Source organism: Sphingobacterium tabacisoli (assembly GCF_017908035.1).
In the GTDB taxonomy this organism is placed as follows: domain Bacteria; phylum Bacteroidota; class Bacteroidia; order Sphingobacteriales; family Sphingobacteriaceae; genus Sphingobacterium; species Sphingobacterium tabacisoli.
Genome location: NZ_JAEQMU010000005.1, coordinates 323,436 through 337,346, shown reverse-complemented (window position 1 = coordinate 337,346; position 13,911 = coordinate 323,436). Strand labels below are relative to the sequence as shown.

The 13,911-nt window shown below is 39.4% G+C and carries 14 protein-coding genes; 7 read left to right on the top strand and 7 right to left on the bottom strand.

Translation table 11 applies throughout. The features are described from left to right. Window positions 1-39: 39 nt before the first annotated feature. Complete coding sequence (locus JKG64_RS18305; RefSeq protein ID WP_210355708.1) at window positions 40-543, bottom strand: ecotin family protein; 504 nt, start codon at window positions 541-543, stop codon at window positions 40-42. A 97-nt stretch (window positions 544-640) separates the two neighbouring features. Next, entirely contained in the window at window positions 641-1,750 is a 1,110-nt protein-coding gene (locus JKG64_RS18300) for a DUF4407 domain-containing protein (RefSeq protein ID WP_210355707.1), read from the bottom strand. Between the two features lie 254 nt (window positions 1,751-2,004). Here JKG64_RS18300 and JKG64_RS18295 point away from each other — a divergent pair, with 254 nt between their 5' ends. Both JKG64_RS18295 and JKG64_RS18290 read left to right on the top strand, forming a co-directional pair. Next, a complete protein-coding gene (locus JKG64_RS18295) occupies window positions 2,005-4,119 on the top strand; it encodes a M3 family metallopeptidase (RefSeq protein ID WP_210355706.1) in 2,115 nt (704 codons plus the stop codon). A gap of 251 nt (window positions 4,120-4,370) precedes the next feature. Beyond that, window positions 4,371-4,688: a hypothetical protein gene (locus JKG64_RS18290; protein ID WP_210355705.1), complete on the top strand. Its 318-nt coding sequence runs from the start codon at window positions 4,371-4,373 to the stop codon at window positions 4,686-4,688. Between the two features lie 132 nt (window positions 4,689-4,820). Here JKG64_RS18290 and JKG64_RS18285 read toward each other — a convergent pair whose 3' ends face one another. Together JKG64_RS18285 and truA are read right to left on the bottom strand one after the other, a co-directional pair. Beyond that, window positions 4,821-6,584, bottom strand: coding sequence for an ABC transporter ATP-binding protein (locus tag JKG64_RS18285; protein WP_210355704.1), 1,764 nt, complete (start codon window positions 6,582-6,584; stop codon window positions 4,821-4,823). Window positions 6,585-6,622: 38 nt separating this feature from the next. Further along, window positions 6,623-7,354, bottom strand: coding sequence for a tRNA pseudouridine(38-40) synthase TruA (gene truA / locus JKG64_RS18280; RefSeq protein ID WP_210355703.1), 732 nt, complete (start codon window positions 7,352-7,354; stop codon window positions 6,623-6,625). A 135-nt stretch (window positions 7,355-7,489) separates the two neighbouring features. Between truA and JKG64_RS18275 the strand changes: the two genes are divergently transcribed. Both JKG64_RS18275 and JKG64_RS18270 read left to right on the top strand, forming a co-directional pair. Then, complete coding sequence (locus JKG64_RS18275) at window positions 7,490-7,963, top strand: DUF4293 domain-containing protein (protein WP_210355702.1); 474 nt, start codon at window positions 7,490-7,492, stop codon at window positions 7,961-7,963. Next, window positions 7,963-8,424 (top strand): hypothetical protein, encoded by a 462-nt coding sequence (locus JKG64_RS18270; protein WP_246512665.1) that lies wholly within the window; start codon window positions 7,963-7,965, stop codon window positions 8,422-8,424. The genes JKG64_RS18275 and JKG64_RS18270 overlap by 1 nt, the downstream gene beginning before the upstream one ends. Window positions 8,425-8,463: 39 nt before the next feature. Here JKG64_RS18270 and JKG64_RS18265 read toward each other — a convergent pair whose 3' ends face one another. Continuing rightward, window positions 8,464-9,003: a tetratricopeptide repeat protein gene (locus tag JKG64_RS18265; RefSeq protein WP_210355701.1), complete on the bottom strand. Its 540-nt coding sequence runs from the start codon at window positions 9,001-9,003 to the stop codon at window positions 8,464-8,466. 193 nt (window positions 9,004-9,196) lie between these two features. Between JKG64_RS18265 and JKG64_RS18260 the strand changes: the two genes are divergently transcribed. Beyond that, window positions 9,197-9,712, top strand: a complete 516-nt coding sequence (locus tag JKG64_RS18260) for a DUF421 domain-containing protein (protein ID WP_210355700.1) — start codon at window positions 9,197-9,199, stop codon at window positions 9,710-9,712. Between the two features lie 59 nt (window positions 9,713-9,771). Further along, window positions 9,772-10,446 carry a uracil-DNA glycosylase gene (ung, locus tag JKG64_RS18255; RefSeq protein WP_210355699.1) on the top strand — a complete coding sequence of 225 codons (675 nt, stop codon included), beginning with the start codon at window positions 9,772-9,774 and terminating at the stop codon, window positions 10,444-10,446. On the opposite strand, the gene JKG64_RS18250 is transcribed toward ung, so the two are convergent. Together JKG64_RS18250 and JKG64_RS18245 are read right to left on the bottom strand one after the other, a co-directional pair. Then, window positions 10,443-11,522: a DUF6695 family protein gene (locus JKG64_RS18250; protein WP_210355698.1), complete on the bottom strand. Its 1,080-nt coding sequence runs from the start codon at window positions 11,520-11,522 to the stop codon at window positions 10,443-10,445. The genes ung and JKG64_RS18250 overlap by 4 nt on opposite strands. 5 nt (window positions 11,523-11,527) lie before the next feature. Further along, window positions 11,528-11,998: an Lrp/AsnC family transcriptional regulator gene (locus JKG64_RS18245; RefSeq protein WP_021071083.1), complete on the bottom strand. Its 471-nt coding sequence runs from the start codon at window positions 11,996-11,998 to the stop codon at window positions 11,528-11,530. Window positions 11,999-12,445: 447 nt separating this feature from the next. On the opposite strand from JKG64_RS18245, the gene sufB reads away from it, so the two are divergent. After that, entirely contained in the window at window positions 12,446-13,897 is a 1,452-nt protein-coding gene (gene sufB / locus JKG64_RS18240; protein ID WP_210355697.1) for a Fe-S cluster assembly protein SufB, read from the top strand. Window positions 13,898-13,911: the final 14 nt, after the last annotated feature.

Genomic DNA, 13,911 nt, shown 5'->3' with positions numbered 1-13,911 from the left:
TTTGACTGGCCTTTTTTTATTTCCAAACCTTTATATGGTCTATTTTTTCTTCACCCGTTCCTCTGCCGCAGTGTAGACATCTTCTTCCGCTTTATAGATCTTGAATTGTACCTCGTAATCTTCAGGTGCGTATATTACGATAGGCAATTTTCCATTATAACGTACCATTTCAGGCTGAGCGGAGACGAATAAGTGTCTGTTTGGAGCTCCAGGACAAGCCATTTGAGTCGATACTACGTTGCCATTTGTTTTAAAGGTGTAGTAGTCATAGCCCCATCCTTGCAAATCCTTTTTTTCTAAGGTCCCTTGCAGAGAGAAAAGGTTACAGCCGTCTACTTCCATCCATTTACCCACACTGAATTCGATTTTCTTGTTGTCATCATTCTTCGAGTGAGGGACTTCAATAATCATTTTCTTATATCCTGCTTCAGGAGTTGGAAATATATCTGTGTTTTGTTTTAAAACAGATTGAGCCATAGTCATCGTTGTTAAGCCTAGCAGACCCAATAAAAGAGTAAGGGTCTTAAGTAATTGTTTGTTCATATTTGTTGCGTTTAATTACACTATTATATTGTCCTTATACCAAATATGATTCCAAAAAGGCTAAAAAGTTTAATAGACAACTATTATTTGACATAATTTATCTCCGATTTTTCGACTTTTCGTAGTTTTCTGAGAGCTTATCCATCCGTCTCTGTATGGCTATATCCGTGCGTTGTGGAATCAACTGATTTAGTGCATTCTTTTCGATGTCCACATTTGAGGTAGATTCAAGTTGGTGTATGGTTCGCTGGCTTCGGATAGCCATGTCGTAGGGGTCTTTGGCACTCATTAGTTTGACAAAAACCGGAAGACACTCAAAAAACACGAAAAGTAAGGCAATAAAGATGACAGCGTATTTTGTTGAGCTATCCTCCGTACCATCCGGTTTTTTATGAAGGTTTGCCAATGCCGCATTTCGGTCAGCAAAGCCCGCTATATTTATGGCACTGTCCAGACTTGTGTTTGACAGTATTTTTTGGTCGAATAGTCCTTCTTTCTCTTTTCGTACCAAGAGTTGACTTTCTTTTTGCTGTATTCTGTTTCTTAGGGTATCTAAAAATACTTCTTCTTTTTGGAGACTTTCTTCTTTGCGCTTTGCATAAGGACCGTAACCTAATACGCCCGAGGTTTCCGCTGTCTTTGTTCCAAATATTTCATGGTTCAGCTGTTGTCTAGAAGTCTTAATGGTCGATTCTAAAGAATCAGCTTGAGATTTGAGACGAAGTAGTTGTCCATATTCTACTTGATACTTGTGCTCAAAAGTATGATTTAATGTATCAATACGTGCCTGTTGCTGTTTTAGATATTCAACGCGTAAGTGCTCCTTTATCTCTTTGTCAAATATTTTGAGTTCTAAGGGGCGAGAAATAACGATACCTATTAAGATAGCAAGGAGGATGCGGGGTAATGCCTGTAATAGCTGTTTGCTTAGGGCGCTCGACTTGTCCAGGCTGAGTACAATGTATCTGTCGAGATTAAATATTGCTAGTCCCCATATTATTCCAAAAACTGAAGCGTAAAGGAAGGCGAAGGGACTTCCGCTGAATACGAAATAAAGTGCATATCCGCCTGCCAAACTAGCGAAAAGACCCGTAAAGAAAATAGTGGCACCGATACTGACGTATTTGCTATGTTCTTCTGGAAATTTGGATAGAGTTTCTTTGTGCACGCCGGCACACCACCAGAAAAAATTTTGTAACATACTCATTATATCAAATTTGAGCTAGAATAGTTGTTTGTTTTTTCAAAGGTATATATCGGCATCGAATCTTTCATGCTCTTTTCGGTGAATGTCAGTAAATAAGCGGTGAAGACCGGATTTGTCATGAAATTTATCTAAGTTTGCAGGGATAAGTTGAAACCGAGGTGTGAATCGAAGTGCGCGTAAGAATCGTCATTATTACTATGATAGATGTTTGAGCTAAATAGAACAAAAAACAGAAGAAAAATAAATAGATTGAAATGAGTAAAAAAAGCTTCATTCCATTTTTGGTTGTTGCCTCTATTTTTGTGGGGTGTAATAACGAAGAAAAGAGTAAGGATTCGGATAATCCATTTTTGACGGCATATGATACGCCATTTAATGTTCCTCCTTTTGACAAAATCAAAGATGAGCATTTTAGACCTGCTTTCCAAGAAGCGCTTAAGCAGCACAACTTAGAAATTGACAGTATCATTAACAATACGGAAGAACCTAGTTTTGCTAATACAATCGTAGCTTTAGAGAATGCCGGTGCTTTATTGGGGAATGTATCGACGGTGTTCTATAATTTGAATTCAGCAAATACGAATGATACAATTCAATCCATAGCTAAGGATATGGCTCCGTTAATCTCGGCGCATAGCGATGAGATACAGCTGAATGCGAAGCTTTTCGAAAAAGTAAAGGCTGTCTATGCAAAGAAGGATGTGCTAGGCTTAGATGCTGAAGACAAGAAGTTATTGGAAGAGACATATAAAGGTTTTGTACGCGCCGGAGCGAATTTGTCAGATGCGGATAAAGATAAGTTAAAGCAGATCAATGCAGATCTTTCGGTTTTGACTACGCAATTTGGCCAGAACCTATTAGCAGAGACTAATGCATATGAGTTGGTGATTGATAAGAAAGAAGATCTAGCGGGTCTTCCTGAAGGTTTGGTTGCAGCGGCAGCTGAGACGGCGAAAGCAAAGGGTAAGGACGGTAAATGGGTGTTTACACTTTCCAACCCTTCGGTAATGCCATTCTTACAATATGCGGATAGCAGAGCGTTGCGTCAGGAAATTTGGAATGCATACCAGTTACGTGCCAATAACGGTAATGATAACGATAATAAGGCTGATCTGGTCAAGATCGCCAACCTACGTTTAGAAAAAGCTAAACTGTTAGGCTATACCTCACATGCGGCCTATGTGTTAGAAGAATCAATGGCAGGTAACCCTGGCAATGTGTATATCTTGTTGAATAAGTTATGGGGCCCTGCACTAGCAAAAGCGAAGGTCGAAGCTGCTGATATTCAAAAGGAGATCGAAGCGGCAAAAGATACCTTTAGGGTAGCACCATATGATTGGAGATACTATGCGGAGAAGATACGGGTGAAACGTTTTGCGTTGAATGAGGAGGAGATAAAACCATATTTTAGTTTATCTTCGGTACGTGAAGGAGCGTTTTCTACAGCAACACAGTTGTATGGTATCACCTTTGTCGCATTGAATAATGTGCCTACCTACCATGAAGAAGTTGAAGTGTATGAGGTGAAAGATAAAGACGGTTCTCATCTGGGGTTATTATATGCGGATTTCTTCCCACGTGATTCAAAACGCGGTGGAGCATGGATGACCTCTTACCGTAGCCAACAGACCAAAGATGGCAAGCGTGTGGCACCTGTAATTTCCATTGTATGTAATTTTACAAAACCTGTTGGAGATCAGCCCGCATTGTTGACTTTCGATGAAGCGACAACATTATTCCATGAGTTCGGACATGCTTTACACGGGTTATTATCTAATGTAAAATATAAGTCGTTGGCTGGAACTTCTGTGCCACGCGATTTTGTAGAGTTGCCGTCTCAGGTGATGGAAAACTGGGCCGCAGATCCTGAAGTATTGAAAACATACGCTAAGCACTACAAAACAGGAGAGGCTATTCCTGATTCATTGATCGCTAAAATGGAAAAAGCCGGTACTTTTGACCAGGGTTTTGCTACGACAGAATACCTTGCAGCATCTCTGTTGGATATGGACTACCATGCGGCGACCTCTCCTATCTCAGCTGATGTTAATGCCTTTGAAAAAGGTGCGATGGCTAAGATTGGATTGATCGATGCTATTATTCCACGTTATAGAAGTACTTATTTCCAACATATTTTCTCCGGTGGTTATTCGGCGGGTTACTATGCTTATATATGGTCTGCAGTATTGGATACAGATGCTTTTGCTGCATTTAAGGAAAAAGGATTGTTTGATCAGGCAACTGCTGAATCGTTCCGTAAGAATATACTTGAAAAAGGTGGAACAGGGGATCCTGCCGAATTGTATAGAGCTTTTAGAGGAAAAGATCCAGATCCAATTCATCTGATGAAAAAGAGAGGATTGAATTAGTTAAGTAATTAAATAGGTAAAAGGACTGGCTTCTGAAAATGGAGCCAGTCCTTTTGTTTTAATTCGGCTTTTCAAAGCATACCGAATCTGCTTAGAGTAGACTTTGTTTGGTTTGTGGTTGTCGTAATTGAGCCTGTTGGAAATCAAAGGCGCTTTTTCAAGCGATTATACCAACGGAGAAATTATTTTTAATAAAAGCTTTTCTATTACCACTCTTTTATTTATATTTGGTCTAAATAAATATATTACTTATGTGTCAATCAATAACACTAGGCTCAAAGGGTAGTACAACCATCAGTTATTGCAGTAAATGCAAGAACCACTATATATGGCAGGGGGCCTTTATTCTAACATTTACTTCATTGCAATATGATTGTTTTTTGGAAGAAATAAGTAAAAAAATTGGTGCTGAGGAGTTTTTAGGTTTTCCAGATGGCGTATTTCGCGTATTGTTGCCGACTCCCGTACAGGAAATCCTATTTACGTTTTCGGAGGATGAATGGAGGGACTTTACAAGCACACTACAGGAAGCTTATTACATGCGTGAGGTATATCAACTTATAAATTAAAGATATTAAGACCTAGGTGTTTTTTTATTTAGTATAATAAATGCCTAGGCACTAATTGCAGTTTTATAAATATTTCTCTCTCTCTTCTTTTTTATAGACTGTAAATCCCCTTTGCTCGACTTAGGGGATTTTTTATATACCTGTCGAGTTGAACTGTAGCTCGTATAGCTTTTTGTAATATCCATCTATTATTAGGAGTTCCTGATGTGAACCGATTTCTTTTACCTCGCCTTTATCCAGAACGATAATCTTATCTGCTTTTTGGATAGTGGACAAACGGTGTGCTATAACGATAGCCGTTCTGCCGTCCATAAGGTTGTCTATGGCCGCTTGTATCATTTCCTCTGTTTCGGTATCTATTGATGATGTAGCTTCGTCTAGAACGAGGATCTTTGGTTCGTGTACCAGTGCCCGAATAAAGGAAACCAGCTGCGCCTGACCTGCAGATAATGTAGCACCCCGTTCCTGTACTTCATAATCAAATTGGTTAGGTAACCTGTTGATAAAATCAAAAGCTCCAACTTTTTTTGCTGCATCAATAATTTTTTCTGTAGGGATGGTTGAATCATTTAATGATATGTTGTTTTTGACCGTATCCGAGAATAGAAAGACGTCTTGTAATACGATAGAAATGTTGGTGCGGAGAAAGTTAAGATCATATTCTTTAATATCAATTCCATCCAACAATATTTGACCTTTTTGTATCTCGTAAAACCGGCTTAATATACTGATTATAGAAGATTTGCCGGCACCTGTGGCCCCTACGAGAGCTAGTGTCTCTCCTGGAGCGACGCTAAAGCTCACATCCTTCAATACCCATTTTTCATTATCGTAGGCAAACCATACGTTTTTGAATTCGATGGCTCCTTTTATTTCCTTGTCTTTTAGGGTGCCTGTATTAGGCGTAAACTCGTCTGTGTCCAAAATATCGAATATCCGTTCTGCAGAGACCATTCCCATCTGCAGGGTATTGAACTTGTCGATCAACTCACGGATAGGACGGAATATCATGTTGATATACATAATGAATGCGACCACAACACCAGGAGATATAATGTCTGCAATGATCTGCTTAGAACCGTACCAAACTAATAATCCGGTGGCTATGGCAACAATTATTTCTAATACAGGAAAAAAAATAGAAAAATACCAGTTTGCACGGATGTGTGCATTGCGGTGTTCTTTATTGATAGCTTCAAATTTGCGCATTTCCTGGTCCTCCCGGGCAAAATATTGTATGATTGCCATGCCTGAAATATGTTCCTGTAAGAAGGTATTTAAATTTGCAATCCATAACCTTACACTTTGGAAAGCAGATTTCATGGCTTCTTTAAAAACATAGGTTGCGGCTATCATCAATGGCATAGGTACCAATACAATCAATGTGAGCCTCCAATCCGTGTAGAACATCACGGCCAGAATCACGACCAACTGCAATAGATCACCAATAATCTGTATCAAGCCTTCTGAGAATATGTTAGCTATGGTTTCCAGGTCGGAAATAGTTCGGGTAATTAACCTTCCTATAGGCGTATTATCAAAGTATTTAAGCCGGAGATTGGTAATATGGTTAAAAACCTGGATGCGTATATCCCGAATGACCGACTGTCCCAGTGTATTTGTCATCAACGTATGGAAGTAGCGTATTATAGTCTGCAATACCAAAAGTAGAATCATCAGTGCCAACATGGTATTTAGTCCATCATATTGGCCATTGAGGATATAGTTGTCCAACGTATGTTCAATCAGAAGGGGGAGCGCTGGAGCTACTGCAGCTAAAAGGATTGTTAGTATGACCGATACCCAAAAAGTGCTGCTATAGGGACGCATATACTTTGCTAGTCTGTTGAGCAGTCTGCTGTCATAGGTGCTGCCTGTTATCTTCTCCTTTTTCATCCGAATCAATTAAGGGTATGTGATTTGTAGAGGCCTACTCATACGTAGGGGTAAAGAACTTGGGTTAAGTATAATCCATGGGCGGGGACTGAGGTGCCAGCCATTGATCTATCCTTGCTCGAAAGTACATCTGTGAGGTAGGAAGTCGGTAGGTCCTGTGAGCCTATCTTCAGGAGTGTACCTACAATAGCCCGTACCATGTTTCTTAGGAAGCGATCTGCCGTAACCTTAAATACAGCAGTATCTCCTTGTTGTATCCAACGTGCTTCGGTGATAGTACATATATTTGTATGGACCTGGGTGTTTGACTTACTAAAACATGAAAAGTCTTTTGTGCCCAAAAGATATTGAGCGGCCTCGTTCATCTTGTCGATATTTGGAAGTGCGCGTACGTGCCATGACCTATTGATGAAGAAGGGGTTTTTGTGGATATGTATATGATACTCGTAACTACGGGATGTCGCATCGAATCGTGCGTGAGCATCAGGGGATACTTCAAAAACTCTTTTGATCGCTATGTCGTATGGAAGCAGGGCATTTAAAGACTGTTTGAACTTTTCTAACGCAGATGAAAAGTGAGGATTTTCGCTATCGAAATGTACGAATAGCTGTTTCGCATGCACTCCTGTGTCCGTTCTTCCAGCTCCTGTAGTTTCCATGTTTTCTCTGGTCAAGGTGTGTAAAGCATGATTGAGCTTCTCTTGTACTGATATTGCGTTAGGTTGGACCTGCCAACCATGATATGAGCTGCCATCATAGGCTATCTCCATAAAAAAACGTTTTTTTCCCTCCACAGAACAAAGATAATAATAATAGTTTTAGAGATTGCATAGTGCTTTTTCATTAGGTGTTGGTGAATGCAAAGCATTTTATATAAGTTTGCGTTATAATAAGAAAGTAAAGTTATGATTCAACGTATTCAGTCCATCTGGTTGTTATTGGCCGCAGTTGTTATTCTTGGGTTATTTGTTTTTCCCTATTTAAACTATACCGATTTGGTTGGATTGGGCAAGAAGCTTTTAGTGACCGGTTCCTACGCTGCGGTCAACAACGAAAGTGTTAAACAGGAGAGTTACTTATTGCAAAGCATTGCAACCGCTGTATTAGGATTTATACCTATAGTGACCATATTTCTATATAAGAATAGAAAGAGACAATTAACACTGATTTTTGTGGAAATCGTCCTGATTTGTTTATTTGGAATTTGGCTATTTGTATCCGCAACAGATACCTTAAGTCTAATTTCTCAATCTTTTGGAGCGCAGAATATAGGTGTAGGTTTTTTCCTGTTACCTATTGCCATCATATTTCTGGCAATGGCTATTGGTGGTATCCGTAAGGATGAAAAATTAATTAAATCTGCTGATCGCTTACGTTAATGAGAACGATAATTATATTTATCACGTTTGTTTTATCCACTGTAACGTTTTATTCTTTTGGACAAAGCGTGGACGAAGGGCCTGTTCTGGCCGACGATATACAGATCGATGTAAAAGGAGTTTCCTTATCAGCAAAAGGGGATACTGCTACAGTTGAGCTCTATCTTATATCTTATGAAAGGGGCACTAGAGAGTTTAAGCTTAATAGTTTTGCCTCAGGTATTGTTGATTCAAAAGGTCAGGTTTATTTATATGACTTGATGCAAATGGGGAAGGTTCGGCTCCAGGCGAAGGACCGACAGAACTACTTACATTATTTATTGGAGGAAGATAGTCCTGTGAAGTTGACTATTCAAAGCACAGGCTGGAAAAAGCAATGGGGGATGCCTCAACAATGTAAATTGGTCTTTGAAGATAGTTCTGAGCAAGGCAAGTTTTTGGAGATAATAATAGACTTATAACAAAAAAGAGGCAATCTAAAATAGATTGCCTCTTTTTTGTTATCTCGAATAACGGAATTGTTGCTTATCCATCATCGTCATTTGATCTTTCATCATTTTAATCTGATCTGCTAGCAATTTGTTCTTATCGGCTCTCTTGGCTTCCTGCAGAAGCTTTTCAGCTTCCCGCTTGTTTCTTTTAGCCATCATTACCCCAGCTAGACTTAATTTTGCTAAGGCTATATTATGATCCATATGTAAACCTAAAGAAAGTGCCTTTTTAAAGAATTTTTCAGACTGCATTGGAGCTCGTTGAGACTCAATTAAGCCCAGTAGCAGGTGGTAATATCCGTGTTGAGCCGTGATAAGCTGTGATTCGTAATTTTTAATTTTATTTAGCCATTTTTCTGCATTGGGGATATCTTGTTTTCTAAAATACCACTGCGCTATAAGCATGTTCTCATTGAAAAATACGGTAACCCAGGCAAGAATAGTGATTAATATTCCTAAAATCCCCCAGCCCCAGTGACCAAACCAAAAAAGAGCCACAGTACCTATTAATAGGAGGCTACTTAGAATTATACGTACTAAATTTGACATTTTAATCTATAACTATATTATAGATGCAAATATCTGTTAATTTAAGGTGTTATCCAACAGGTTTGACGTATAAAAGTATTCAAATGGATGTTTTGATGCCCTCCAAGCTTTTTTAGATACTATTTTATAAGAATACGGAAGGTAAGGAAATAGGATTTGTAATTTTTATCTTATCTTGTAGAAAGGAAATTCGATGGAAATATATTTGAATGTTATTGTCCGTTGTGTAGCGGTTTACCTTTTCATGCTGATCGCGATCCGTGTTTTTGGAAAGAAGGAACTCTCACAACTTAACACAGTGGATGTCATTTTGATATTGCTGATCAGTAATGCTGTGCAGAATGCAATGGTAGGGGATGATACAAGCTTAGGGGGAGGTTTGCTGGCTGCGCTTGTCCTTTTTCTTGTTAATTTCTTTATCAAAAGAGTCGTGTTGAAGAATAAGTTTTTCCAAAAAATTGTGGAACAGAAGCCTCAAGTGCTGGTACATAAGGGGAAGCCCGATTTTGATATGCTGAGTAAGATTGGGATATCGGCGGATGAGTTGTATGAGGCCATGCGGGAACATGGTGTAGAGCATATTAAGGACGTGAAGTTGGCGATGTTTGAAGAAGATGGCAATATTTCCGTCATTTCCGGAGAGTCCACTTTAAAGCAGTCGTTTTACAAGAGAAAGCATAACCATAAGAATTTACGCGGCGCAGATTAGTGTTTATTTTTTTGATCAGGTGTTCGTTAATATAAGGCATTTTATCTAAGTTTGGATACATGGAAAAGCTATTTGATGAAAGTTGGGATGAGTTGTTAAAACCACTATTTAAACAGGAGCGTATGCGTCATCTATCTGCATTTGTGCAGCAGGAACGCCGTGAACACGTTGTCTTTCCTCCACAGGAACAGGTCTTTAATGCTTTCCGGCTGACCGCTCTTCCTGATGTGAAAGTCGTGATTTTGGGGCAAGATCCTTATCATAATGTAGGGCAGGCTCATGGATTGTCCTTTTCTGTCCCAAATGGAATCATGCATCCGCCTTCTTTGAAGAATATTTTTGCAGAACTTACTACAGATATTCCCGGTTTTTCTTACCCAAAATCTGGTGATCTGACAAAGTGGGCAGCGCAGGGAGTTTTGTTACTCAATGCAACACTTACAGTCCGGGCACATCAGGCCGCTTCTCATCAAAAGCAAGGATGGGAAGAATTTACTGATCAGGTGATAGCTCAGATTTCTAAAGAGTTGAGCCACGTTGTTTTCGTGTTATGGGGATCGTATGCACAAAAGAAATCGATGTTGATTGATCACAGCAAGCATTTGGTCTTAAAGGCCGTGCACCCTTCTCCTCTTTCAGTGTATCGTGGTTTTTTTGGATCCAAGCACTTTTCCAAAAGCAATGCTTACCTCGAACAGCATGGGCGTGGATCTATTGACTGGCAGCTTGATTAGGCGTATCTTTCTTGAATATGATTGTAGGTGTACTGTTTTGCTTCGAGTTGCTTGATATGCTTAATACGAAGTTTGTTCCCTTGTTGGAGAATATGTGTAACGAGCAGATTGCTGTCGTATGTGATCTGATATGATTCTGTAGGTTCAAAAGCATCTTCTGCTTCACCCAGAACCACATACTCCAATTTTCCAGATGTTGTAAACCGCTTTATTATAAGGTGTTTGTCCTCTTGGGGAGACACGGTATACCAAGCACCATCTCCAACCCCACCTAGATACATCGCATCTTTGGGAATACTGATTGGTTTCGAACGATAGTGCACGGCGCCGATAATTTGATCCGTAGGAAGTAAGTTTGCCTTTTTTTGAAAGACATTGTCACCGAGTTGTTTTACCAAGAACCAGAAGGATTGGAATCTATTCATCCGAAAATGATTAAGGCCATCCTCGGGTGTGTAAGAGTAAATCATTCTGTCACTGACCGTGTTGACTAAATTACTAACAGGACTGGATTTGATAGTCTCTGGAAGATTAATCGTATGCCAAAGGTGAAAGCGTTGTGAGGATTTTATGAGCATTCTCGTGATGAAGCGAGAACAATTGTTATTGTTACGGGCCACCGCACCATAAGGATAAGTCCCCTGCATCACACAGTGGTCTCCGTAGGCCCGCGCCATTGAAAAATTGATGCCGTCCACAACAGACAGTAACAGTCTACCTTCACCATACATGGCTGGTTTGAGATCTTCGAAATGTTCTACAATCTCCTGCAAATTATTGACTTTCCCCTCAATAAACTTAGCTTTGAGTTTGATCTCAAGCAATGGGTCGGAAAATTGTGATCTTGCACGGCCATAGCCTCGCGGAGCGATATATCTACCAAAGTCATAGAACAACATGTTGCCATTTCTGTGGTCTATTAAGACAATACCAGTATGGCCCACCTTAAAATTGAGATTCTTAACTATCCCGATTTTTTTGAAAAACATCATCCATTTTTCATCGCCTCTGATAGTGGCGTCGGGCCAGGTCAAAATTATTGCAAAGTCGTTGTATGGTATGGTTTGCTCTTGCATTCAGCTTAGTATTCTAGTGGTACTATAGGCTCTTTTTTTGAGGTTGACATAATCATCATCGTTTGGAAAGTTTTTACAAATGGGATTTTAGCAATCTTTTCCATAATAACTCCCTCGTATGCCTTGATATCTTTGACGTAAACTTTTAGAATAAAATCGCAATTTCCAGTAACATGGTGACATTCTGTGACTTCTGGTATTGCTTTTACAGCTTCTACAAATTCAGGAATGGCATTGTGTGTGTGGAAATCTAAAGAAATTTGGATGAAGGATTTTATCCCCAGGCCCAGTTTTTCTTCATCAACAAAGGCGTGGTAGCTTTTGATAAATCCTGAGTTTTCCAGTTTCCGTACTCGTTCTAATGTAGGAGCAGGAGACAAACCAATGTTTGTTGCAAGTTGGAGGTTTGTAATTCTTCCGTTTTCCTGCAACAGCCGTAATATTTTTAAATCTAATTTATCCGGTTGATAAGACATAGGGTTATTTTACTTCAATTTGTAAACTTAAATAAAATGGTTTGCATTTGCGAATCTGCTAGGCAAAAAATAACTAGGCATAATTCCGTTTTAATCTAGCTTCACCTTTCCAAAGATTTGATATTCTTCGTTCAAAAGTGAATTTTAATACTAATTATGTCATATAAAAATAGGAATTATTTTTGAATGATAACAGGAAATTTAGCAAGGGATATCTATACTTTTTGGGAAAACGGATTACTTTATTTTTTGACGGTTGGAATCATTTCTTTGTCAAAAAAAAGACGCGAAAGCGTGCTAAGCACAAAAAAAGGTGATCTTTGTCACAAAATTGGGATTTACAGGGCTTGCCTGATGAAAATATGCTATTTAATTGCTATTTAAGTCGTAGCTTTGTAGTCCTATAATAGAGTGGGGGTTGCCTACTCAGTAAAAGGGAAGATTATTATGAGTACCAAAGACGACGAATTACTGAAAGAGCTGGAGCAGGAGGAGTACAAATACGGTTTTACGACCGATATTGAGATGGACATTGCTCCCAAGGGACTGAATGAAGACACTATTCGCCTGATATCTTCAAAGAAAAACGAGCCAGAATGGTTGCTAGAATGGCGATTGAAAGCTTTCCAACATTTCTTGAAAATGAAGATGCCAACGTGGCAGAATTTCGAAAATCCAGAAGTCGATTTTCAAGACCTTTCTTATTATGCTGCCCCAAAGCCGAAAAAGCTATTGGAGAGTATGGACGAAGTTGATCCCGAATTATTGGAGACCTTCGCAAAATTAGGGATTCCTTTAGATGAGCAGAAAATATTAGCAGGTGTTGTAGCTGTTGATGCCGTTTTCGACTCGGTGTCTGTAAAGACTACTTTCCGCGAAAAGTTGAAAGAAAAAGGAGTAATATTCTGTTCTTTTGGTGAAGCAGTACAGGAATATCCCCAGCTGGTTAAAGAATATTTGGGAACTGTAGTTCCTCAAACAGATAATATTTACGCGGCATTGAACTCAGCCGTGTTTTCTGACGGTTCATTTGTTTATATTCCTAAGGGCGTACACTGTCCTATGGAGCTTTCTACTTATTTCCGAATCAATGCGCAGAATACCGGACAGTTTGAACGTACGCTTATCGTTGCAGATGAAGGGTCTTACGTATCTTATCTAGAAGGATGTACGGCGCCTATGCGTGATGAGAATCAATTGCATGCGGCAGTTGTCGAGTTGATTGCTATGAAAGACGCAGAGATCAAATATTCTACTGTACAGAACTGGTATCCTGGAGATAAAGAAGGAAAAGGTGGTATTTTCAATTTTGTAACCAAACGTGGTATCTGTAAGGGTGACAATTCAAAAATATCTTGGACACAGGTAGAGACAGGTTCTGCTATCACATGGAAATACCCAGGAGTTATACTTAAAGGGGATAACTCGGTAGGTGAGTTTTATTCTGTCGCTATGACCAAGAACTTCCAGGTAGCTGATACGGGTACGAAGATGGTTCACTTGGGTAAAAACACGAAATCCAAAATTATTTCGAAAGGAATTTCTGCTGGAAGAAGCCACAATAGTTACCGTGGATTGGTGAAAATAGGCCCTAATGCTGACAATTCGCGCAACTTTACACAATGTGATTCTTTGTTAATTGGAGACCGTTGTGGTGCACATACCTTTCCGTATATCGAAAATAAGAGCAAGACAGCTAAACTCGAGCATGAAGCTACTACTTCCAAAATCGGAGAGGACCAGGTTTTCTATTTGAATCAACGTGGTATCGATTCTGAAAAAGCGGTAGGTTTGATTGTCAATGGCTACGCTAAAGAGGTGTTAAATCAGTTGCCAATGGAATTTGCGGTAGAAGCACAAAAATTGATCGCTATCTCTCTAGAAGGATCTGTAGGGTAATAGATAATTATATA

What these genes read in the sequence shown, in the direction of transcription:
- JKG64_RS18305 (WP_210355708.1), bottom strand. Translation starts at nt 543, where the DNA reads ATGAACAAACAATTACTTAAGACCCTTACTCTTTTATTGGGTCTGCTA.
- JKG64_RS18300 (WP_210355707.1), bottom strand. Translation starts at nt 1,750, where the DNA reads ATGAGTATGTTACAAAATTTTTTCTGGTGGTGTGCCGGCGTGCACAAA.
- JKG64_RS18295 (WP_210355706.1), top strand. Translation starts at nt 2,005, where the DNA reads ATGAGTAAAAAAAGCTTCATTCCATTTTTGGTTGTTGCCTCTATTTTT.
- JKG64_RS18290 (WP_210355705.1), top strand. Translation starts at nt 4,371, where the DNA reads ATGTGTCAATCAATAACACTAGGCTCAAAGGGTAGTACAACCATCAGT.
- JKG64_RS18285 (WP_210355704.1), bottom strand. Translation starts at nt 6,584, where the DNA reads ATGAAAAAGGAGAAGATAACAGGCAGCACCTATGACAGCAGACTGCTC.
- truA (WP_210355703.1), bottom strand. Translation starts at nt 7,354, where the DNA reads ATGGAGATAGCCTATGATGGCAGCTCATATCATGGTTGGCAGGTCCAA.
- JKG64_RS18275 (WP_210355702.1), top strand. Translation starts at nt 7,490, where the DNA reads ATGATTCAACGTATTCAGTCCATCTGGTTGTTATTGGCCGCAGTTGTT.
- JKG64_RS18270 (WP_246512665.1), top strand. Translation starts at nt 7,963, where the DNA reads ATGAGAACGATAATTATATTTATCACGTTTGTTTTATCCACTGTAACG.
- JKG64_RS18265 (WP_210355701.1), bottom strand. Translation starts at nt 9,003, where the DNA reads ATGTCAAATTTAGTACGTATAATTCTAAGTAGCCTCCTATTAATAGGT.
- JKG64_RS18260 (WP_210355700.1), top strand. Translation starts at nt 9,197, where the DNA reads ATGGAAATATATTTGAATGTTATTGTCCGTTGTGTAGCGGTTTACCTT.
- ung (WP_210355699.1), top strand. Translation starts at nt 9,772, where the DNA reads ATGGAAAAGCTATTTGATGAAAGTTGGGATGAGTTGTTAAAACCACTA.
- JKG64_RS18250 (WP_210355698.1), bottom strand. Translation starts at nt 11,522, where the DNA reads ATGCAAGAGCAAACCATACCATACAACGACTTTGCAATAATTTTGACC.
- JKG64_RS18245 (WP_021071083.1), bottom strand. Translation starts at nt 11,998, where the DNA reads ATGTCTTATCAACCGGATAAATTAGATTTAAAAATATTACGGCTGTTG.
- sufB (WP_210355697.1), top strand. Translation starts at nt 12,446, where the DNA reads ATGAGTACCAAAGACGACGAATTACTGAAAGAGCTGGAGCAGGAGGAG.